The sequence below is a fragment of the Streptomyces turgidiscabies Car8 genome, from assembly GCF_000331005.1.
In the GTDB taxonomy this organism is placed as follows: Bacteria; Actinomycetota; Actinomycetes; order Streptomycetales; family Streptomycetaceae; genus Streptomyces; species Streptomyces turgidiscabies.
The window spans coordinates 1-18,519 of record NZ_AEJB01000107.1 but is presented as its reverse complement, the minus strand read 5'-3'; the positions used below and the strand labels follow the sequence as shown (position 1 = coordinate 18,519).

The following is an 18,519-nucleotide window of genomic DNA, read 5'->3' as shown; positions in this document are numbered from 1 at the left end:
GCCGGGTCCACCGAGTGGAAGACCGGGCCCGTCGCCGAACGCCTGGCCCGAGAAGCGAAGGAACGCGGCAAGGGCGTCCACATGGGCCGCGTGAACTCCCGCCAACGGCTGCGGACCGCCGAGTGGTTCGGATGGCCCCTTGCGGTGTGGGTCAGGCGGGCGGCTGGGCGGCGGCCGGCCACTCCGGGGAGCCCGCGTCGGCGGGCGCCGCAGCCTTCTGCTTGATCTCGCCGCCCGTGATGCGGGCCTGCGGGAACGCCTCATCGACAGCGATCTCACGCCGGTCGATCGACTTGTGGGTGATCAGCAGCTGCGCGATGTCCGCGCCAGTCCACTGCGCCTTCTTGCGGCCGAGCTTCTGCTCCAGCCGTTCCTCGCTGATACCGAGCCCCTTGAAGACGCCGATGGCACCCTCGGTACGCTGCTCGATCGGCTTGCCGTCACCCTTGTGGAGGGTCTCCCGGCACAGCTCCTCGGCCTCGTCGATGAAGAAGTCCGGGATCACCGCGAAGATCGCCTCACGCAGGCGGCGGGCACCGCTGTTCGCGTTGTTCTCGTAGATGTCCCGCAGGTCTTCGAGCGGCACGACCTTCTTGTTCGCGAACTTGGCGTGCGGAACGATGAAGCTGAGGACGTGCCGGGTGTTGGCCTCGACGTCCCACGCCCACGCCTGCATCTCGGACTGGCGGTATCCGTCGTCGCGGCGCATCTCGGCGACGCCGTACTGGATGTTTCCCCACGACTGGGCGAGGGTCTTGGCGAGGTGGATCGTCGACCCCTGGACCGATCCGCCGGCGCGCGGGAACTTGTAGAACGCCTTCTCGGCGAGGGCCATGGTTCCGCAGGCGGCCTGCATGGCGCTGCGGGAGCGGCCGATGTCGCGCGGGAACTGGCGGGCCACATAGATGGCGGCCTGGACTTCGGCGACGGCGCGGGACTGCTCGACCGCAGTGGACTGGCCGATACGGTCCGGGCCCTGTGCGGGCTGCTGCTGGGCGGGGAAGTTCACAGGTAGGTGTCCTTGTCTCGGTTCTCGGCCCATCCGGGCAGGGCGAGGTAGTTGGGTTCGTCGTCGCTGTAGCCGGGCCAGATCCCGGAGGCGGTGCACTCGGCGAAGGTCTCGATCGCGGCGCGGTTCTTGGCGCGCCCGATCTCGCGGGCGAAGAAGTCGATGCCAACGACGTTCACCAGATAGGGGGCCGTCTTCTCCTGGACGACGAACAGGAGTTCCGTGTCCAGGGCGCCGAGTCCGAGAGCGACGGCGGCTTCCTCGTACCAGGCGGTCTGCTGGTGGTAGCCGTAGTTGTCGAGGGCCTTCTGGAAGGCGTCGCTGCTGGCGTCGGCGGCGGTCTTGTAGTCGGGGATGATCAGCCGGCCGGACTGGATGGACGGCAGCCAGTCGAAGCGCACCCGGCGCCGGATCCCGGTCGGTTCGTCGATCCAGAACCCGGACTGTTCGGGCGCCCCGTAGGCGGGTTCGAGGAGCGCGGAGGCGAGCGGGTGCCGGCGGATGGCGGCGGCCATCGCTTCGACCATGTCGATCTCGTGCTGCTTGAGGGGGATTCCGCCCCGCTCGCGGGCTTCGGTGACCTCGGCCTTGGCTGCCTTGGTGTTCCACGTGTCGTGGTCGACGAGGATCAGTTCCTGGCCTCGGCCGAGCACCTTCATGTGGGCGGCGTTGCCGTAGTCGAACGTCTTCTTGGGGGCCTGCGGGTTGTCCTGCTCCCACCGGAACTTGGCGGGACAGGACGGCGGCAGCAGCTTGCGGGCCCCCGTCGACGACAGGCTGGTCTTGTCGGCGTGGTAGCTCTCGTTCGAGAGGTCCGTATGCAGGCCGAGGGCCGGCGCTTCGGCGGCGGGCGCCTCAACGGTTGTGGTCATGCGGTGGCGCCTTCCTGGCGGAGCGTGTAGTAGCGGCGCGGTGTGCCGTCGCCGTGGCGTTCGAGGTGGCCGTCACGGTGCAGCGCGGCGAGGTAGCGGCGGACGCTCATGCGGAGGACATGCGTGCCGAGGAGCTGGTGCCACATGCGCCTGACGCGGCCCGTGGTCCACTCGCCGCCCTCCGTCTGGATCGCCTCCAGGACGAACTTCCGGACGCTGCCCGCCGGGTGGCGGGGGCTGGGGTCGCTGCCGAGCCGGTAGAAGCGGGCCCCGTTGTCCTCGGCGGGTACGAGGTAGGCGCGGCGGGCCAGGTCCCGCAGGTCACGGCGTGCTGTGTTCCTGCCGGTGGTGGCCCACTCGCGCGACTTGGCGTAGATGTGCAGGGCCCGCCCGGTGGTGACCGGGCCGCCTCCGGAGCGCCGGATCGCGGCGAGCAGGTACTCGCGGCGGATGCTGGTGTCGGTCACCGGGCACCCCGCAGCGAGATGGTCCGCCCCTTGAGCGCGGGTTCCGTCGACCAGTGCGATACGGCCCCGAACTCGGGAACATCGACCAACTCGGCGCCCAACGTCACGAACCCGAGCACGACGGCCTCGTGGATGGTGCCCCGCTGGTACGTCTTGAGGTACGAGTACGGTCCGTCGGGCCCGCCGGTGAGGGTGGGCACGATGAGCGCGGCATGGACGGTGTTCCGCTTGATGTAGCAGGGGCGGCCGTAGGAGGCACGGAAGCGGAGGATCTGGACGAGGTCGCGGATGGGGCGGCGGGCGTGCTTCAGATCAGCCACGGGGAGCACCGCCCCCGCCCACGTACCGCGCCTCGACACGGGCACCGAACTCGGTCAGCCCGTGCCGGGCCTCAAACGCACCGGCCGGAGTCCAAGCGCAGCGCCGGTCCTCCGCCTTCAGGTACGCCCGGCGGATCGTGTTGGCGACCCCCCACGCGGACTGGGAGGGGTTGTACTCGCCGACGTCCTGCCACTCGCCCGGGTTGGCGCGGCAGAGGGCGGCGACGGTGAAGTGGTTGACGCGGATCGTCTTGGTCTTCACGCGGCGCCCGCCTCACGCTGGCCGGGCACCGGGCGCGGGGCCGCGATCTGCGACAGCCGCTCCGCCATCCGCCGGACCGCATCCCCGTACACCGGGATCACACCGTCGTCCGCGAACTCCTTCACGAAGCCCTGCATCTTCTCGTCGAAGGCATGCCGGGCATGCGAGTCACGGCCCTGCCCGACAGCCGACCGCAGGAGATCCGCCATGCCTGCGAGTTCGACGACCAGCGCCTTCGGGTCGTCGTCCGCCTTCGAGATCAGCTCCGCGAACACGGCCTTCACCAGGAACGCGGACACGTCCAGCTCGGCGCCGCCCGGAGTCGCCCGGATACCCACGGGGAACGGGCTGTCGGCGAAGGTCTTCTCGTCCGCGACGTACGCGGTCGCGACTACCTTGTAGGAGGTGCCCTCGGCGGGCAGGACCCGCTTGCCCTTCGGCTTCCGCATCAGGACGCACTCGCCGGGCCTGGTGACGAACGGCTTGCTGTCGACCCAGAAGTAGTCGTACTCGGAGGCACCGAAGCCCTGCCTCGCAGTGCGGACGGCCTCGCGCTGCGCGGCCTCGACGGTGAGCGCGGTCGCGATGGGACCGCGATGGTTCATCGCGACGAACGTGGTGGTCATGCGAGCTGCCCCTTCGGGGAGGTGAGGAGAAGGATGAGGAGGGCGGCCAGATCACGGCAGGCTTCGCGGATGGGCCGGACCACAACCCCCGCAGCAGCCGCCAGCCACCGCCAGGCCGCGCCGAAGTCGGCGTCGAGCAGCAGGAAGAACGGGACCAGCGAGCCCGAGAACAGGCTGACCGCGAGAGCCACGGCGCCGAGCGGGGTCAGGTCGGCGAGGAACATCAGCACGAGGCCACCCCCGCCTCGGCCAGCAGTGCACGCTCACGCCGCTGCGCCTTGTACGCCAGGCTCTTCGCCGAGTTCGCCTCCGTGCACGGACGGCAACGGCAGTTGTAGTTCTGGTACGTCGACGCCTTGCCGTGCCCCGCACGGTCAGCGGCCTCCGGGTCGGAGATGCGCCGCTCCTGCTGCCTGCGGCACCGCTCGGCGTTCGCGGCGCGGCACCTGGTGCAGCGGCAGCCCTTCGCGTACGTGCGGTGGTCGCCGTGCCCGTGGTCGACCTGAGGGCGACCGGGCTTCCGCTTCGGCTTGGGCGGTGTGACGCCGAGCATGGCCAGCAGCTCGCGGCACTCGGCAGCGTCACGGGCGTGCGAGGCGACAGTGAGAACCGCCTTGCGGATGTCGTCGGCCATCACGCACCGCCCGTCTTGGCGCCCGGGTACGTGCCGCCGTGGACGCGGACGACGTGGCGGTGAAGCTCTTCCTCCGCCGACCCGTCATCCACATGCCAGACCGTGGTGCGGAACTCGCACTGGCCGCACGGGCGGGACACCTTGGCGTCGTGACCGTGGACCGGACCCGCGCTCGATGCGAACGGGTTCAGCTCGGAGAACTCGCCCGTGCAGTCGTCCGCCTCGCAGGCGTACGGGTCCGAGTCCGGCTCGTCACAGCGGCACACGGCCACCGGGTCGACGTGCGTCAGAGCGATGCAGGCGCTGTGCCCGTCCACCCAGACCACGTCCGTGTGACCGCCCAGCACCTCGGCCTTGCTGCGGGTACGGGTGACGAGACGCTCACCGCTCGGGTCATCCACCGGACGGGCGCCCGGGTAGGCCACGACCGGAGTGCCCACCGGGTACAGGGAGTTCCACTGCTCGGCGTTCACTCGGCACCACCCGTCGAGGGCAGGTCGTGGCCGATCCGCCAGTCGTGGTGCAGCGGCGAATCGTGCGGCTCCTCGCGGGACGACACCACCGGGCGCTCCGACGGAGGCGACACCGGGACACCGTCGAAGAAACAACCCACCTGATGCGGGCGATCCGCCGGCGGGCACGGACACTCGTCCGGCTCCGGATCGCTGCGGAACCCCTCACCCGGAGTGCGCCAGGCCGCGCACGCCTTCTCGACGGCAGCCAGCACCTCGCGGTCCGGGACCTCCGGATCCGACTGCCACCGGCCCATCGCCGCCGACACGAGGTCGTTGAGGAAGCCACTCAGATCCCCGTCAGGCATGGCGTGCGCCCACGGCAGAGCCTGTACAGCACCCGCCCGGCGCGCCTCGGCCACGTCCTCCAGCACGCCGTTCGCGGTGGCGAGATCCGACTCCAGTTCGGTGACGCGAGCCTTCAGCGTCTCGTTCTCCGCGAGCAGTTTCCGTGCCACCGGATGCCGACGCGCCTGGTCCGCCTCCCACGCCGCCTGCACCGCGTCATACCGGGTGTCGTAGTCCGCCCCCTCACTCAGCAGCAGCCAGTCCACGATCGCCTGACGGGCGGCAGCCGACGTCGAATCCGACACCACACCGCGGCGCATGTAGTCGTTGTGCGCCTCGTCGATGACGTGCGGCCACGGCTCATTCCTCAGGGCCGCATAGAAGCTCGCGTCCAGCAGCCACGACGCACGCCCCACCTCGGGGATCTGCACGTACACCTGCGTCTGCTTCTGCGACGGATGCACCACGTCGTACGAGTCGAGCGTCACGCGGACGTTGATCGAGTCGCTCATGCCGCCACCGCCGAAGACTCCACACGGGCCAGCGCCCACGCCCGGAACGGCACCTCGCCCAGCACGCCGTCCGCGAACACGTACACGCGCGCCTCGTCGTGCGCCCGCTCCGCCGCCGTGAGATGCAGCGCCTTCGCGAACCGGAGCACGTCACCCGCGCTGTCGAAGTGCAGCTGCACCACGATCCGGAACTGAGACGTCCCAGGGATGAAACCCCAGTCGCTGTGGGCCGCGAGACTCACCGAGTCCGGGGCGACGGGCGACGCTGCCGTGACATGCTCCGCAGCCGACAAGGCGGCCATGAACTGCTCGATCGGGTACGCGCTCATCGGGCACCGCCCTGGATCGCGGCGTTCATCTCCGACTGGAGGTCTGCGACGACGTTTCCGAACCACTCGAAGGCCGCGTGATCGACGGCAGCCAGGGGGTCGGGGGCTTCCAGTGCGTCGCGCAGGTCTCGCACGAACTCATCCACCGCGCTGGCATCCATGTGCTTGGCCCACGGGAAGACGGGACCGAACGAGGCTGGCGGCGGCTGCGGAAGCGTGGACTTGAAGAAACCGACCAGCCGCCCCGACCGTGCCTTCATTTCGGACTCGTACGCCTCACGGTCTCCGCGCGTCTGCGGCAAGCCGGAGATAAGCCCCATGGCGAGGTCGAGGTCGAGCGGGAAGTACTCGCCAGTGTGGAGATCCGGCACGCTGGCCGCCTTGCGGCAGGCCGCGATCAGCATCTGCTCGTTCTTGCGGGCCTCGACGTGGGGCGGAGTGAGTGCCCCACGCACTGCACGGCGGCCGAAGTTCCGGGCGGCTCGGCGGTGCGTCGTGATGCGGGCCTCGGGGTCGGAGGTGAAGCCGACCTTTACGCCGCCAGAGTCGAACTCGACCACGTACAGGTGACCCTCGAGCCCCTTGATGATCGGCTCGCAGTCGAAGGCAGGCAGCGTGAAGGGCTGGCCGGTCTCGGGGAAGGTGAATGGGATGATGGAACTCAAGGCGAACGCCTCGCTTTCAGTGATCAGTGGGGTTGTCGCCGAGTCGTTGGGTCGCCGAGCCGGACAAGCGGGCGGCCCTTCGGCGTGTTTGGGGTCAGGCGGCGTCGGCCGCAGGAGGGGCTGACGTGTGCGCCTCGGCGATACGAGCCGAGCCGTACAGGCCCCGCAGGAACGCGATCTGCTCCGGCCGGAGCGGCGGAGCAGCAGCCGCGTTGCGCCTGGACTTCGCGACGGCGGCCGGTCCGAGCCGGCGCTCGGTCTCCTCGCGGTCGAACAGCGGGCCCGCGCTCATGCGGAGACCGCAGTCAGGTGGTCGTGCTCGTCGGCGGGCGCCGGGTTGGCGCGGCCGGTGTGCTCCCACAGGACGAGGAAGTCGACTCCAAGCCGTTTGGCAATTGCCTCTGCCTCAGCCTGAGTTGCTGTCTTGCGCCTGTCGTTGCGGAGTGCGTCGATCTTGCTGGGGTGGCAGCCGACTGCCTCGGCGAGGTCGCGGACGCTGACGTTGCGGCCATCACCGGTGCGTTCCATGAGGAGGACCAAGAGGTCAGCGCTCACGAGCTGCATGGGGTTCTGCTGGGGACGCACGCATTCACCTCCGTAGACATGTTGTGCGTTTCCGTGAACAAGACCGACAGTACACGCCGGTAGACGGACTGTCTACGGAAACGCACACGGCGCGCAGATTGAGACATCGCCTCTGAAGGGGATAGCGCTCGCACCCTGTTTGCGTAGACACTTCGTGTCGGGTCATGAACGGTTGCGTCGCCTGACCTGCTATTTACTGGATGATCAATAGCCGTAACGTAGACATCAGGCGTCACACCGGGAGCAGAGGGGGCAGAATGCGCGCCATGACCGAGTCACTGCAACGAACGGACTTCACCGACCTACTGAAGGGCCGGCGGGCCGAGCTCGGCTACAGCCTGCGCGACATGGCGGACCGGTGCATCGACCCCGAGACTGGCGAGCAGCCCAAGTTCGGATGGCTGTCGAAAGTGGAGCGCGGAGAGCCGATCGACGCACCCAAGGCGGAACGCCTCAAGGCTCTCTCGATCGGCTACGAACTGCCTGTACAGGTTCTCCAGGTTGCGATGTTCCGACAGCTCTACGGATACGACCCGGCCTCGGACCCGAACGCCGTATGGAGCGCGGACCTCACGACGCGCATCATCGTGGCGCGCGCCGGGGAGATGTCGCCGGAAGATCGACAGGACCTTGCCGACATCGCCGAAATCTATGCCCGGAGGAAAACGCAACGTGATGGCAAGTCGGGCGAATAGTACGACTTTCCGTAACTCGACGACTCACACTGGTCACACCCTGATCCGTATGGCATGGTCGGTGACCTGCCTGGGGGCGCAAACCGATCACTCCACACAGGCGCTCGAACATCAGATCGAGCGCTGGCGTGGGCTGTACGTGGGGAGGCAGTGCGATGGCGGACGAGGGAACCGAGGAGACCGCAGAACCGCAGGACGGCGAGGGTGTGCGCGAGGAGTCGCCTCAGCCAGAAGAGCCCCGGGCCGAATTCAGGATGGAGCTGCGCGACAGCCTCCCCGGCGGCCGGGCAGTCATCGGCGTGGAGCAGGAAGGCGAGTTCATGTGGCTCGCCTCGAAGGAGCACCTGACCCAGCAGGCGGTCGACGAGTTCGTGGAGCAGCTGTCGCTGATCGTGAACGAGGGCTGGTGGGTACAGAACTGGCCCGGCGCCCGCAGCTAGACAGGACCATCCAAAGCCGCAGGTCTCTGACCTGCGGCTTTAATGGTGTCCTTGATGTAACTTGGTGCCACCCATCGAGCGACCGCCGATCAGGATCGTCCCGTCGTCCTGCGGGAAGAAGCCGACGGGGTTCGCCTGCGGCTGGCCCTGGGGGTCGACGGTGGCCAGCCGTCCCAGACGCTGGGTCCGTAGATAGGCACGTTCGGCCGCGCTGAATTCGGTCATACGGGAAGCCAAGCACGGCCGCCCTGGCAGGCGCAGTGGAAACGCGGGTGTATGTGCGAACGTACGTGCGTGCCGCCATGGGTGTGACATCGCTGTGGCACGGCCGACCGGCCGGGGAACCATGCGCACATGACCCGCGCGATCATGGTTCGGCACATCCTCGCGGCCCTCGTGACCGCCCTGGCGCTCGCCCCGCCCACGGCGAGAGCCGGCACGGGGAGCACCCCCGCCCCACCCCCGGTTCCCCCCTCCTCCCTCTCCCCGTCACCCGTCCTGGAGACGCCTGTTCCGCGGGTCTGGACCGGGACCTGGGAGGCCGCGGCCTCCGGCACCGTCGCGGCCAGGCCCGACGCCTCATACCGCAACGTCCTGCATCTCAGCGTCGGCGGCAGCGCGCTGCGCGTCCGTCTCACCAACCGGCTCGGCACCCGGCCGCTGCGCCTCGGCGCCGTCACCGTCGCCCTCCAGGAGCGCGGCCAGCCGAAGACCCCGGACGCCGCGCCCGGTTCGATGCGCACGGCCACCTTCGCGGGCGCCCCCACGGTGACGATCCCGGCGGGCGAGGACCGGGTCACCGACGCCGTGCCGCTCGCGGTACCGGCCGGCGCCAATCTGCTCGTCACGGTCCACACCCCGGGCGACTCCGGCCCGGCGACCTACCACCGTACGGCCAAGCAGACCAACTTCCTTGCTACAAAGGGTAATTGGGCCGCCATGACAGGCGGCGACGCCTACACCAAGACCCTCAGCTCCTGGTACTACGTCACCGGTGTGGACGTCCTCGACGCACCCGCCGCCGGCAGCGTGGTCGCGCTCGGCGACTCCCTCACCGACGGCGGCGGCACGACCACCGACGCCAACCGCCGCTGGCCCGACCGCCTGGCCGACCGGCTCGCCGCACTGCCTCCGGCCCGCCGCCTCGGCGTCCTCAACGCGGGAATCTCCGGCAACCGCGTCCTTCTGGACGGCGTCGGCCCGCGCGCCCTGACCCGGTTCGGCGCGGACGTCCTCTCGCGGACCGGGGTGCGCGCACTGATCGTGTTCGAGGGCGTCAACGACATCAACGGCACCCCCGAACAGACCGTCCCGAGCGCCTTCAAGGAGGCCTACAAGTCGCTCGTGACCCGCGCCCACACGCAGGGCATCCGCGTCATCGGCGCCACCATCACACCGTTCGGCGGCCACGCACAGTGGAGCGTGGCCCGCGAATCCGTACGCCGGGACGTGAACACCTACATTCGCACCGGCGGCATCTTCGACGAGGTCGTCGACTTCGACGCCGCCGTCCGCGACCCGGCGTCCCCGCACCGGATGCGCGCCGCCTACGACTCCGGCGACCACCTCCACTTCAACGACGCCGGTATGCGGGCCCTGGCCGACACGATCGACCTGGCCGACCTCAGGAGCCTGTGAGGCGTCGGGTACCCGTAAGGCGTCGCGGGCCGGTGCGTCGTCAGGCGTCCATGAGCGGCAGGCCCCAGCGCGGCGCCGGCGTGTTCGGCCGGACCGGCGTGATCCTCAGGTCCGGCCGGTCGCCCCGGGCCGTGACGATCGCCGACTCGCCCTTCCGCAGGGCGAGTCGGATCGTCCCCTCGCCGAGGTCCCGGTAGCGCAGGGTGCGGCCTCGCCCGTCCCGGACGTCGATCCGGCCCGCGATGCCGTGCCGTACGACGCAGGGCGCGCCCGCCTCACTGACCAGGCGTACCCAGCGCGTGACACCCTCTTCACGGACCGCGCTCAGCAGAAACGCCCCCTGGGTACGGAAGTCGTGCACCGTGAGATCCGCCCACGCGGCCGGCAGCGCCGGGAAGACGCGGATGGTCCCGCCCCAGGACTGGCAGACCATGTCGTGCAGGGACTGGGCGGCCGAGAGCGGCGTCTCGATGACCGGGCCCGACTCCTTGTACATGGTGTTGGGCTGGATGAAACGGGACATCAGCTCTCCCAGGTAGGCGAGCGCGTCCTCACCCTTGCCCAGCAGCGCCGACATCGAGGCCGCGCCGGTGAACGTATAGCCCTGAAGGGCGCCCTCGAAGCCCACCCAGTGTGCCAACGACCGCTCGATCAGGGCCCGTTCGTTCGGTGTGCGGCCGGTCAGCTCGTACAGCGGATAGACCGCGAGCAGATGCGAGTAGTGGCGGTGGGACTTCGCGAACGGGATGTCCGCACCGATCATGAAGCCGTTCACGTCGGTCGGATACGCCGTTCGCCGCGCCAGCACCTCGCGCCATCGCGGAGCCAACTCGTCCTCGATGCCGAGCAGTTCGGCGGATTCGAGGAGCGTGCGACAGCCCCAGGTGAGCAGCATCAGGTCGTAGTTGCAGTCGCGGGAGTTGCCGCCGTACTCCGGGGAGAACGTGGCCGGCAGATGCAGCCTGCCGTCCGGGCCCGGCTCCAGGAAGTGCAGATAGTAGGTGATCGCCTTGCGCAGGAGCGGGTACAGGACGTCCCGCAGGATCCGCTCGTCCATGGTGTGGCGGTAGCTGAGCCAGACGTTGTGGAGGGCCCAGGTCAGGTTTCCCACCTCGGGCGTCGGCGGGTCCTGGCCGGGGACTCCCACGCCGTAGCCCGTCAAGGCGCTCGCAGCGCCGTTGACGAGGTGCGCGTCGGTGGTGCGCGGGATGCCGAGGGAGTCGGCGCGGTACGGCTGCGGGGTCTCCATGGCCAGGTTGTCCCGGAACTCGCTCAACGCCCTTGTCACGGCGTCGAGTTCGAGATGATTGGAACCGTGGATCAGCCAGTACTCCAGCTGCACGTTGAGGTTCCACCAGGTGTTGGGCCAGGGGGTCGGCTCCAGCCAGGGCCCGCACGTCGCCATCACGGGCGCGTCGCGGCGGGCGGCGGAGGCCGTCTTGTAGAGCTGGATCCAGTAGAAGCGCTGGATCCGGGCGTCGGGCAGCGAGAGGAAACTCCTGCGGTAGTAGGCGTGCCACCACGCCCGGTGCGTCGACGCGAGGGCGGAGTAGGGGAGTCGGGAGGCGCCGCGCACCTCCTTGAGCGCCCGGCCCAGTGCCGTGCGCCTCGGGTACGAGTGCGCCACATGCGCGTACAGCGTCCGGGTCGCACCCCCGGCGCGCTCCCGCCACGCCGTGACGTGCTCGCCGCCCGCCAGCAGCGGTTGTACGGCGGCCCAGGTGCCGTCGTGCTCCGCCACCTGGGCCGGAGCGTTGCCCCGGTAACCGTCCGGCAGCGGTTTGAAGGCGGCGCGTGGGCTGATCGCGTCGGCCGGATGGAACACCCACCGGAAGCCGCGCTCGCCCTCGCTGGGGTTGACCTCGACGGCGAGGACCGAGCGGTCGTTGTGTACCAGGGCACGCAGGGCGAGGGTGCCCCGGTCGGTGGTGAGCGTGCCGGTCAGTTCGGCGTCGCGCAGACCGAGCCGCCAGTCGAGACCGGTGATGGTGCCCACCGGCTCCAGGGTGAAGTGCCCGACAGGCAGTCGCGCCAGCCCGAAGAGGGAGCCGAACTCGGGCCTGTGGTCCTGTACTTTGGAGTGCTGGACGCTGAAACGGACGGCCTTCGCGGGCGCGCCGGGCTCCGCGTGGACGACGGAGCCGAGGAAGCCGTTGCCGAGGTACGGGCCCTCGTACCAGGCGGTCGGCATGCGCTGCCAGACGAGGTCGGCGTCGTCGAGGACGGTACGCCAGGGGTCGTCGGAGGAGCGTTCACGGCCGTCGGCCGCTCGTGCCCGCGGGGGAAGGGCCGGGGCGATCAGCCCTCCACCCACGGCGGATCCGGTGGCGAGAACGGTGCGTCTGGACGGGCTGGGCACGCTGCCTCCCGGCGGCTCGGATCATTGCGGCCTGGATCATTCACCCATTCATCGGAGCTATCCCGAGAAGTAACGTAGGTGAGGGCTGAGTTGCCGTCAATAATGTGAGAGAGATCCGATGAATCAGCCCCAGAGGGTGGCGCCGATCCATGCTCCCGTGATCAGCAGGCAGGTGAAGAGTTCGATGAAGACGCTGGTGCCGCCCGCCCGCATCACCCTCCGTACCGCCGCCACCGCCTCGGCGTGCCGGCCGAGCCGCAGCCGCTCGTGGAGATAGGCGCCGCCCACGTAACCGGGGAACGCGCCGAGCACGGGCAGCAGGAAGAAGCCGAGCAGGGCACCGGTCCCGGCGTACAGCGCCATTCGGCTGGTGGCGCCGCCCGCCCGCAGCCGACGCGGAGGCAGCTGCCAGCGGATCACCTGGGACAGGAGCAGGACGGCGGTCGCGCCCACCAGTACCCACCAGGAGACCGCCTGCGGATCCTTCATCGCCCACCACAGGACCGCGGCCCACACGAGCCACGACCCCGGAACCCCGGGCACCAGAACTCCGCACAGACCGAACAGCATGACCAGGCCGATCAGCAGGAGATCCCACGCTCCCATCTGACCAGGGTGCCGGAGAACGGGGGAAGCCGCAGGTCAGGGGAGAGGTGAAGCACAGCTGATCCCAAGGTGGACCGGTCACACTCGGGTCGCGGTGGACCGGTATCGGTCACCCCGGCGTCGCCGGGCGGCTCTCCCGTGGGGGGTGGGGCCGCCCGGCGACTTGTTTCGTACGAACGTTCGCCATGTCATCCGAATGCCATCCGACACGCCGTCGAACACGCCGTTCACGACGGAACACCCCGCCGGATTTTCCGGATGCCCCGTTTTCAAGCGGCCCATCCGGTGGACAATTGGGGGCATGAGCCAGCAGGGGGAGAGGTCCACCGGTCACGAGGACGACTGGTGGGGGCAGTTGTACGACGACTCCACCGAGGACACCGGGCCCACGGCCGCGGGCGACTCCCTGGACGACCGGTTCGCCTCGGCGTCGGGCACGGTCGACGGCGCGCAGGCCGACGCGGTTCTGGAGCGGGACGGGGGAGACGCGGTGTTCGGGCGCGAGACCGTGTCGGGGGATGCCTCTCGTGCCTCGGGGGCCTACGAGGCATCTGGGGCCTCCGAAGCTTCCGGGACATCCCGTGTCTCAGGGGCCTCAGGGGCCTCAGGGGTCTTCGAGGAGTGGGACGGCCTGGGGGCGGGGGCTCCGCCAAAGCTGCCCCCACTGCCGCCACCGCCGGCGCGGCCCGTGTCGCCTCCGGCACCCGTTTCCCCTCCGGTCTCGCTGCCGCCGCCGCGCGACGAGATCCCCTACGGGCCCCGGGACACGCCTCGGAGCAGCGGTTCCGGGCGACCCCGTGCCCCCTGGGAGCCGCCGCCCGCCGTGCCACCGGGTCCCGCGAGCTTCCCGCCGGGCCCCAAGCCCGCTGGTTTCCGCGACAAAGGGCAGCCGCCCGCGTTCGTGGACGGGAGCGACGGGACGACCGGCAAGAGCGCCCAGGTGTCGGACACCGAGACGAAGGACGCCGCCCGGACCACCCCGACGACCGTTCCCCCGCGCGACGCGGACCCCGGCGATCTCGTCCAGGACGCCGTCCCCCGGGACATCTCCGCCCTCACCGTCGACGGACCGCCACGCAGCGTCGACCACGTCGGCTCCGGTCCCCCCACCTACGCGCCCGAACCCACCGCTCTCCCGCCCGCCGACCCCGACGACCTGGGAGACCTCGTCGCCGACACCGTGCTCGACGGGGCGCAGTACGGCGCCTCCACGCTCCGGGCGGTCTCCCTGCGCGGGGACTCGGCGCGCTTCCGGGGCGAGCCCCGCCGCGACTCGCTCCTCACCGCCCGCTTCGGAGCGGGCGACCACGCACTCGTCCTCATCGCCATGGCGACCGGCGCCCGTGCCACGCCCGGCGCGCACCGGGCCGCCGCCGAGGCCTGCCAGTGGATCGGGCGCGCGGTGGGGCGCAGCCATGTACGGCTCGCCGAGGATCTCCGTGCCGCCCGGCGCGGTGACCTCAAGTCGGGGCTCCACCGGCTCACCGACCGCAGCCTCGGCAAGCTCCGTGCGAGCGCCGCCGAGCAGGGCATCGAGCCCGAGGAGTACACCGCGGGCCTGCGCTGCCTGCTGCTCCCCGCCGACCCCGACTGCCGTACGCGCGTCTTCTTCGGCGTCGGCGCCGGCGGACTGTTCCGGCTCCGGGACGGCGAGTGGCAGGACATCGAACCGAGGGTCACCGAGATCCCGGCCGGTGAGCCCGTCGTCGGCTTCGGGTCGCCGCCCCACGAGACCCCGGACGGAGACCGGCTCACCATGGATCTCGGGATCACGACACCGCCGAGCCCGTACGAGCCCGCCCCCGAGCCGCCTCGCGAACCCTTCCGTTTCCGTGCCTCCGTCGCCCGGCCCGGGGACACGCTCCTGCTGTGCACCGGCGGCCTCGCCGATCCGTTGCGGGGCGAGCCCGAGCTGTGCGAGTACCTCACGGGACGGTGGTCCGGCGGCGCCCCGCCCGGCCTCGCCGCGTTCCTCGCGGACACCCAGGTAAGGGTCAAGGGATACGCGGACGACCGTACGGCAGCCGCCGTCTGGGAGACGTGACAGAGCGCGACGAGCCACGGGGGAAGGGGCCACTCAGTCGGTGCGGGGGATCCACTCACGCGTCGAGTACCAGTAGCGGGGCAGCCCCTTGATGCCGCTCGTCCGGAACGGGCGTCCGGCGTCGTCGATGCGGACGGTGCCGGTGCGGCCCTGGGAGGACCAGTCGAGCTCCAGGTACCAGCGGCAGTCGCAGGCCGCGGTCCGGGCGTTGACCAGCAGGACCTCCGGGTCCTGGGCGGAGACGCGGTAGGGGAAGCGGACCGCCGGGATCGGTGTCCCGACGTCACTCCCGGCCACCGAGCGGGCGACGGGCCGGTCCTTGTCGAGGTCGACGGAGAAGGACCGGGGAGTGATCGAGCCGCCGCAGCCCTGGTCCATGGAGTAGGCGGTGCCCTCGGCGGGATCGTCGCGCCCGACCACCCGGACCCGGAGCGCCTCCAGGACCACGGCCGTCGAGGTCCGCCCCTGCACCGAGATCTCGATGTTGGTGTCGCCTCCGTGCACCGCGTGCTGGCTCGCCGCCCAGGGCGCGGCGTCCTGCGCGGCCGGCGGCGGAGGTACCTGCTCCGGTGACTTGGCGATGACGTAGTCATGGCCGCAACCGAGCGTCCAGGCCTGGGAGTTCGCGGTCCAGCTGATCGGCGCGGGAGCAGCCTTGACGGGGGAGCGGGACGGGGCCGGGGACGTCCCGGACGGGGAGCGGTCGGCGGACAGGGCCGACAGACCGCCCAGTGTGCCCAGCGTGGCGAGGAGGGTGCCGGCCACGGCTGTGGTGACCGCGATCCGGCGCCGGCGGTACCAGGGACGGCGGGCGGGGGGACGCCCGGCGGCGGAGGAGGACACGTCCGGGACGGCCGGCACCTCGGAGGCGTCCTCCGCGGCGGACGTGACCGCTGCGGGAGACGTGCCCGCCTCCGCCAACCTCCCCGGTTCCACGGACGTCCGAGGCGACACGGACGCATGCGGCGACACGGACGTACGGGGTTCCACGGCCGTACGAGGCTCCCCGGACGTACGCGGTTCCACCGGAGCCGCCGGTTCCGCGGGCGTACGTGTCCGTTGCCGTGCCGCCACCGCCAGGATCCACCGGCGGTGCAGTTCCACGCGTTCCTCCGGCGTCGCCCCGCACAGCGCGGCGAACCGTTCCACCGGGGCGAAGCCGAGGGGGACCGTGTCGCCGGAGCAGTAGCGGTGCAGCGTGGAGGGGTTCATGGCCAGCCGCCGGGCCAGTGAGCCGTAACTGCGGTCCGTACGCTCCTTCAGCCGCGTCAGCAGCGCCGCGAACTCCGCCACGTCGTCGTACGTCGACACACCCGACCCCGTCCTCTTCTGGTCCTCGCGTCCCGGAACGCCATCCCAGGCACTCCATATACCTGCACGTCAGAGGGGATGGGATGGTTCCACCGTCGCGCATCGCGTGTCGCCGGTTGCGGTTGCCCCGAGTGGCGGCCGATGCTGTGGACGTCGCACCGACCGCAGCCGGACCGACCATCAGGCGCGGCGACATCCGACATCACCCAGCCGTACGAACCCATGCACAGTCGTGCATCCAGACACGGGGGACAACCATGCCTATTCGCGACATCCACGCCACCACCGTCACCGGCTCCGACTCGACCCGCCCCACCCGAGCCGCCGGCGCCGCCCGGGTCGGCACGCTCACCGCGCTGTCCGCACTCACCGCCCTCGTCGTGGCCGGGCTCGCCCTCGCCGCCCCGGCCGGTGCCACGGCGAAGGCGAGCGCGCCGACCCCGCCCAAATTCCTCTCGGCCGCCGAACTGCCCCCGCACCCCAGCTCCGCCTGGACGGCGGACCGGGTCAAGGACGGGGTGCCGGAGGAGCTGAGCTTCTGCCTCGGCGCGGCGCTGCCTGGCTACGACTCCCGTTACCGCGCGTTCCGCACCGACCTGGACGCCAGTGCCCGCCAGCTGACGATCGTCGTCGGCAGCGACGCCAAGGCCAAGGCTCTGGCGACGCGGCTCAACAAGGAGATCCGCTCGTGCCCGACGCGGATCGAACAGTCCGACCCCGAGGTCGAGGCCGAGTCCAAGGACTACGGCACGCTCGCGGTCGAGGAGGGCGCGCATGTCTACGGCCTGCACACCGAGACCTCCTACGGCGCCACCGACATCCGTCTCCTGTCGGTCGGCCGGGACGGCCGCGCCGTCACCGTCGTGGACTGGAGCCAGCTGGGCGGCTTCGAGGGCGCACCGGTGGCGGCCTTCAAGAAGACGACGACCACTGCCGTCAAGAAGCTCTACTGACCGGTCGTATCAAGCCAGTTCCACCGATCGGCCAGTTCCGCCGGCTCACCGGTTCCACTGATCACCGGCCGATCGTCCGCTGATCATCTACTGATCATCCACGGGGAGAGACACCGACATGAACCGCCGCACCATCGCCCGCAAGCCCGCCCGCCGTGCCGTGGCCCTCGCCCTCGGCGTCGCGGCCGTCACCGCCCTCCCGCTGGGGCTGACCGCCTCGGCCGAGGCGACTCCGGCCGAGGCGGCCGTCTCGGAGCCCCGGACGGTCGTCGGCAGCCCGTCCGACTCCGTGACGCGCATCGCCGACTTCTACGGCGCCTACATCGACGCGCAGAGCGGCCCCGGCGAGGGCGGAAAGCTCGCGGCGGAACTGCGCAAGTACTACATCCACCCCGACTACCTGAAGAAGCTGGTCGCCTGGGAGGAGAAGAACCACGCGGACGGCGTCCTGCGCGCCCAGAACGTCCCCGTCCGCTGGACGGTCACCGACAACGGCACCGCCGACCACACAGAGGCCGGCATCACGCTGACCTGGGGCTCGGGGAGCACGGCCGGCACCACCAAGCTGGTCGTCGACATGACCCGGGACCACCGGATCATCCACATCGGCACGAAGGGTATCGGCGGTAAGTGACCTACGGCCGGATCGGCAGGACGCACTGGACGGTCCGGCCGATCCGCCGCCCCGCACGCGCCCGTCCCCGCCTGGACGGGCGCGTGAACTGCCGCAGCGTCCGCTCCAGACGCCCCTCCAGCAGCTTCCGGCGGGCGCCGTCGACGTCCGGATCCGGCCAGGAACGGACCAACCAGCCCCGTACATCCGGTCGTTGAGGATTCGACATGACTGCCGTGTTCAGGTCGGGGGCATGGATCCCGTGAACGCGTTCGATCAGGAGGGGACAGTACACCGGCGTCCGGGCGGGGGTCATGAAGAGGCAGGCGCGAGGGGGCGGTCCCGTAACCATCGGGGCCTTCTCGGCGAAAACGGCGGAGGAAACGACCGAGAACGACCACGACCACGGCGATGGCAACGACGACAACGGCAACGCCGTCGGCGACGGCGGCGGCACGCACCGGGGGGAGGCGTCGTACATGAGGCGCAGGCTGGGCTGTTCGGATCTGCGGGAGGTACCGGAGGCCCGTAGGGCACTGCGCGAGCTGTTGCGGCACTGGGGGCGGCCCGGCTGCTCCGAGATAGCGGAACTGCTCACCAGCGAGCTGGTCACCAACGCGCTGGTCCACACCGACCGCGACGCGGTGCTGACGGCGACCGTCTCACCGCACGGACTACGCGTGGAGGTACGGGACTTCGTGGGACGCAGGCCGAGGATGCGCGCACCGGTCGCCGACGACGGTACGCATGGCAGAGGGCTGGTTCTGGTGGAGTCCCTC

At 70.5% G+C, this 18,519-nt stretch carries 25 protein-coding genes and 1 pseudogene; 7 read left to right on the top strand and 19 right to left on the bottom strand.

Going from position 1 to position 18,519, the window contains the following annotated elements:
* Positions 1-151: 151 nt before the first annotated feature.
* The 14 genes from STRTUCAR8_RS06420 to STRTUCAR8_RS06355 form a co-directional block, all read right to left on the bottom strand.
* On the bottom strand, positions 152-1,009 hold the full coding sequence (locus tag STRTUCAR8_RS06420) for a hypothetical protein (RefSeq protein WP_006374665.1): 858 nt from the start codon (positions 1,007-1,009) through the stop codon (positions 152-154).
* Positions 1,006-1,881 (bottom strand): PD-(D/E)XK nuclease-like domain-containing protein, encoded by an 876-nt coding sequence (locus tag STRTUCAR8_RS06415; protein ID WP_006374661.1) that lies wholly within the window; start codon positions 1,879-1,881, stop codon positions 1,006-1,008. Before STRTUCAR8_RS06415 ends, STRTUCAR8_RS06420 begins: the two co-directional genes overlap by 4 nt.
* Entirely contained in the window at positions 1,878-2,348 is a 471-nt protein-coding gene (locus STRTUCAR8_RS53230) for a hypothetical protein (protein ID WP_006374675.1), read from the bottom strand. Before STRTUCAR8_RS53230 ends, STRTUCAR8_RS06415 begins: the two co-directional genes overlap by 4 nt.
* The gene (locus tag STRTUCAR8_RS06405; protein ID WP_006374676.1) at positions 2,345-2,668 is read right to left on the bottom strand and encodes a hypothetical protein; all 324 of its coding nucleotides are present in this window, start codon (positions 2,666-2,668) and stop codon (positions 2,345-2,347) included. The genes STRTUCAR8_RS53230 and STRTUCAR8_RS06405 overlap by 4 nt, the downstream gene beginning before the upstream one ends.
* Positions 2,661-2,930: a hypothetical protein gene (locus STRTUCAR8_RS06400; RefSeq protein WP_006374680.1), complete on the bottom strand. Its 270-nt coding sequence runs from the start codon at positions 2,928-2,930 to the stop codon at positions 2,661-2,663. The genes STRTUCAR8_RS06405 and STRTUCAR8_RS06400 overlap by 8 nt, the downstream gene beginning before the upstream one ends.
* Positions 2,927-3,556, bottom strand: a complete 630-nt coding sequence (locus STRTUCAR8_RS49380; RefSeq protein WP_006374667.1) for a hypothetical protein — start codon at positions 3,554-3,556, stop codon at positions 2,927-2,929. The genes STRTUCAR8_RS06400 and STRTUCAR8_RS49380 overlap by 4 nt, the downstream gene beginning before the upstream one ends.
* Entirely contained in the window at positions 3,553-3,786 is a 234-nt protein-coding gene (locus tag STRTUCAR8_RS06390) for a hypothetical protein (RefSeq protein ID WP_006374660.1), read from the bottom strand. The genes STRTUCAR8_RS49380 and STRTUCAR8_RS06390 overlap by 4 nt, the downstream gene beginning before the upstream one ends.
* Positions 3,780-4,190 (bottom strand): hypothetical protein, encoded by a 411-nt coding sequence (locus STRTUCAR8_RS06385; RefSeq protein WP_006374666.1) that lies wholly within the window; start codon positions 4,188-4,190, stop codon positions 3,780-3,782. The genes STRTUCAR8_RS06390 and STRTUCAR8_RS06385 overlap by 7 nt, the downstream gene beginning before the upstream one ends.
* Entirely contained in the window at positions 4,190-4,663 is a 474-nt protein-coding gene (locus STRTUCAR8_RS51185) for a hypothetical protein (RefSeq protein ID WP_006374668.1), read from the bottom strand. The genes STRTUCAR8_RS06385 and STRTUCAR8_RS51185 overlap by 1 nt, the downstream gene beginning before the upstream one ends.
* The gene (locus STRTUCAR8_RS53955; RefSeq protein WP_241784676.1) at positions 4,660-5,502 is read right to left on the bottom strand and encodes a hypothetical protein; all 843 of its coding nucleotides are present in this window, start codon (positions 5,500-5,502) and stop codon (positions 4,660-4,662) included. Before STRTUCAR8_RS53955 ends, STRTUCAR8_RS51185 begins: the two co-directional genes overlap by 4 nt.
* Positions 5,499-5,831 carry a hypothetical protein gene (locus STRTUCAR8_RS06370; RefSeq protein ID WP_006374664.1) on the bottom strand — a complete coding sequence of 111 codons (333 nt, stop codon included), beginning with the start codon at positions 5,829-5,831 and terminating at the stop codon, positions 5,499-5,501. Before STRTUCAR8_RS06370 ends, STRTUCAR8_RS53955 begins: the two co-directional genes overlap by 4 nt.
* Complete coding sequence (locus STRTUCAR8_RS06365; protein WP_006374677.1) at positions 5,828-6,496, bottom strand: hypothetical protein; 669 nt, start codon at positions 6,494-6,496, stop codon at positions 5,828-5,830. The genes STRTUCAR8_RS06370 and STRTUCAR8_RS06365 overlap by 4 nt, the downstream gene beginning before the upstream one ends.
* Before the next feature lie 94 nt (positions 6,497-6,590).
* Positions 6,591-6,788, bottom strand: coding sequence for a hypothetical protein (locus STRTUCAR8_RS06360; protein ID WP_006374674.1), 198 nt, complete (start codon positions 6,786-6,788; stop codon positions 6,591-6,593).
* Positions 6,785-7,060, bottom strand: a complete 276-nt coding sequence (locus tag STRTUCAR8_RS06355) for a helix-turn-helix domain-containing protein (protein WP_241784677.1) — start codon at positions 7,058-7,060, stop codon at positions 6,785-6,787. The genes STRTUCAR8_RS06360 and STRTUCAR8_RS06355 overlap by 4 nt, the downstream gene beginning before the upstream one ends.
* Before the next feature lie 287 nt (positions 7,061-7,347).
* On the opposite strand from STRTUCAR8_RS06355, the gene STRTUCAR8_RS06350 reads away from it, so the two are divergent.
* The gene (locus tag STRTUCAR8_RS06350) at positions 7,348-7,776 is read left to right on the top strand and encodes an XRE family transcriptional regulator (protein WP_241784675.1); all 429 of its coding nucleotides are present in this window, start codon (positions 7,348-7,350) and stop codon (positions 7,774-7,776) included.
* A 155-nt stretch (positions 7,777-7,931) separates the two neighbouring features.
* Positions 7,932-8,216, top strand: coding sequence for a hypothetical protein (locus STRTUCAR8_RS06345; RefSeq protein WP_006374659.1), 285 nt, complete (start codon positions 7,932-7,934; stop codon positions 8,214-8,216).
* Positions 8,217-8,276: 60 nt separating this feature from the next.
* On the opposite strand, the pseudogene STRTUCAR8_RS06340 reads toward STRTUCAR8_RS06345, so the two are convergent.
* Positions 8,277-8,441: pseudogene (locus tag STRTUCAR8_RS06340) on the bottom strand (pyridoxamine 5'-phosphate oxidase family protein); the annotation flags it as partial.
* A gap of 129 nt (positions 8,442-8,570) precedes the next feature.
* Here STRTUCAR8_RS06340 and STRTUCAR8_RS06335 point away from each other — a divergent pair.
* Entirely contained in the window at positions 8,571-9,854 is a 1,284-nt protein-coding gene (locus tag STRTUCAR8_RS06335; RefSeq protein ID WP_006374655.1) for an SGNH/GDSL hydrolase family protein, read from the top strand.
* Between the two features lie 40 nt (positions 9,855-9,894).
* Here the strand turns inward: STRTUCAR8_RS06335 and STRTUCAR8_RS06330 are convergent, their stop codons facing one another.
* Together STRTUCAR8_RS06330 and STRTUCAR8_RS06325 are read right to left on the bottom strand one after the other, a co-directional pair.
* On the bottom strand, positions 9,895-12,213 hold the full coding sequence (locus STRTUCAR8_RS06330) for a glycosyl hydrolase family 95 catalytic domain-containing protein (RefSeq protein WP_006374658.1): 2,319 nt from the start codon (positions 12,211-12,213) through the stop codon (positions 9,895-9,897).
* 123 nt (positions 12,214-12,336) lie between these two features.
* The gene (locus STRTUCAR8_RS06325) at positions 12,337-12,819 is read right to left on the bottom strand and encodes a DUF456 domain-containing protein (RefSeq protein ID WP_006374669.1); all 483 of its coding nucleotides are present in this window, start codon (positions 12,817-12,819) and stop codon (positions 12,337-12,339) included.
* Positions 12,820-13,120: 301 nt separating this feature from the next.
* Between STRTUCAR8_RS06325 and STRTUCAR8_RS48175 the strand changes: the two genes are divergently transcribed.
* Positions 13,121-14,863 (top strand): protein phosphatase 2C domain-containing protein, encoded by a 1,743-nt coding sequence (locus STRTUCAR8_RS48175; RefSeq protein WP_006374662.1) that lies wholly within the window; start codon positions 13,121-13,123, stop codon positions 14,861-14,863.
* Between the two features lie 33 nt (positions 14,864-14,896).
* Here STRTUCAR8_RS48175 and STRTUCAR8_RS06315 read toward each other — a convergent pair whose 3' ends face one another.
* Positions 14,897-16,174 (bottom strand): transcriptional regulator, encoded by a 1,278-nt coding sequence (locus STRTUCAR8_RS06315; RefSeq protein WP_006374673.1) that lies wholly within the window; start codon positions 16,172-16,174, stop codon positions 14,897-14,899.
* A 257-nt stretch (positions 16,175-16,431) separates the two neighbouring features.
* On the opposite strand from STRTUCAR8_RS06315, the gene STRTUCAR8_RS06310 reads away from it, so the two are divergent.
* Positions 16,432-17,127, top strand: coding sequence for a hypothetical protein (locus tag STRTUCAR8_RS06310; RefSeq protein ID WP_006374678.1), 696 nt, complete (start codon positions 16,432-16,434; stop codon positions 17,125-17,127).
* A gap of 118 nt (positions 17,128-17,245) precedes the next feature.
* On the top strand, positions 17,246-17,761 hold the full coding sequence (locus tag STRTUCAR8_RS06305; RefSeq protein ID WP_006374656.1) for a hypothetical protein: 516 nt from the start codon (positions 17,246-17,248) through the stop codon (positions 17,759-17,761).
* Between the two features lies 1 nt (position 17,762).
* Here STRTUCAR8_RS06305 and STRTUCAR8_RS06300 read toward each other — a convergent pair whose 3' ends face one another.
* Positions 17,763-17,969: a hypothetical protein gene (locus tag STRTUCAR8_RS06300; RefSeq protein ID WP_143666475.1), complete on the bottom strand. Its 207-nt coding sequence runs from the start codon at positions 17,967-17,969 to the stop codon at positions 17,763-17,765.
* Positions 17,970-18,054: 85 nt separating this feature from the next.
* Here STRTUCAR8_RS06300 and STRTUCAR8_RS53950 point away from each other — a divergent pair.
* Positions 18,055-18,519 (top strand): ATP-binding protein (locus STRTUCAR8_RS53950; RefSeq protein WP_006374663.1); only part of this gene is annotated, 465 nt, incomplete at its 3' end.

Excerpts from the sequence above, each read along its gene's own strand:
- STRTUCAR8_RS06385 (WP_006374666.1), bottom strand. The coding sequence starts at position 4,190 with ATGGCCGACGACATCCGCAAGGCGGTTCTCACTGTCGCCTCGCACGCC.
- STRTUCAR8_RS06300 (WP_143666475.1), bottom strand. The coding sequence starts at position 17,969 with ATGTCGAATCCTCAACGACCGGATGTACGGGGCTGGTTGGTCCGTTCC.
- STRTUCAR8_RS06415 (WP_006374661.1), bottom strand. The coding sequence starts at position 1,881 with ATGACCACAACCGTTGAGGCGCCCGCCGCCGAAGCGCCGGCCCTCGGC.
- STRTUCAR8_RS06310 (WP_006374678.1), top strand. The coding sequence starts at position 16,432 with ATGCCTATTCGCGACATCCACGCCACCACCGTCACCGGCTCCGACTCG.
- STRTUCAR8_RS06305 (WP_006374656.1), top strand. The coding sequence starts at position 17,246 with ATGAACCGCCGCACCATCGCCCGCAAGCCCGCCCGCCGTGCCGTGGCC.
- STRTUCAR8_RS06370 (WP_006374664.1), bottom strand. The coding sequence starts at position 5,831 with ATGAGCGCGTACCCGATCGAGCAGTTCATGGCCGCCTTGTCGGCTGCG.
- STRTUCAR8_RS06325 (WP_006374669.1), bottom strand. The coding sequence starts at position 12,819 with ATGGGAGCGTGGGATCTCCTGCTGATCGGCCTGGTCATGCTGTTCGGT.
- STRTUCAR8_RS06335 (WP_006374655.1), top strand. The coding sequence starts at position 8,571 with ATGACCCGCGCGATCATGGTTCGGCACATCCTCGCGGCCCTCGTGACC.
- STRTUCAR8_RS48175 (WP_006374662.1), top strand. The coding sequence starts at position 13,121 with ATGAGCCAGCAGGGGGAGAGGTCCACCGGTCACGAGGACGACTGGTGG.
- STRTUCAR8_RS06345 (WP_006374659.1), top strand. The coding sequence starts at position 7,932 with ATGGCGGACGAGGGAACCGAGGAGACCGCAGAACCGCAGGACGGCGAG.
- STRTUCAR8_RS06360 (WP_006374674.1), bottom strand. The coding sequence starts at position 6,788 with ATGAGCGCGGGCCCGCTGTTCGACCGCGAGGAGACCGAGCGCCGGCTC.
- STRTUCAR8_RS06355 (WP_241784677.1), bottom strand. The coding sequence starts at position 7,060 with ATGCAGCTCGTGAGCGCTGACCTCTTGGTCCTCCTCATGGAACGCACC.
- STRTUCAR8_RS49380 (WP_006374667.1), bottom strand. The coding sequence starts at position 3,556 with ATGACCACCACGTTCGTCGCGATGAACCATCGCGGTCCCATCGCGACC.
- STRTUCAR8_RS06350 (WP_241784675.1), top strand. The coding sequence starts at position 7,348 with ATGACCGAGTCACTGCAACGAACGGACTTCACCGACCTACTGAAGGGC.
- STRTUCAR8_RS53955 (WP_241784676.1), bottom strand. The coding sequence starts at position 5,502 with ATGAGCGACTCGATCAACGTCCGCGTGACGCTCGACTCGTACGACGTG.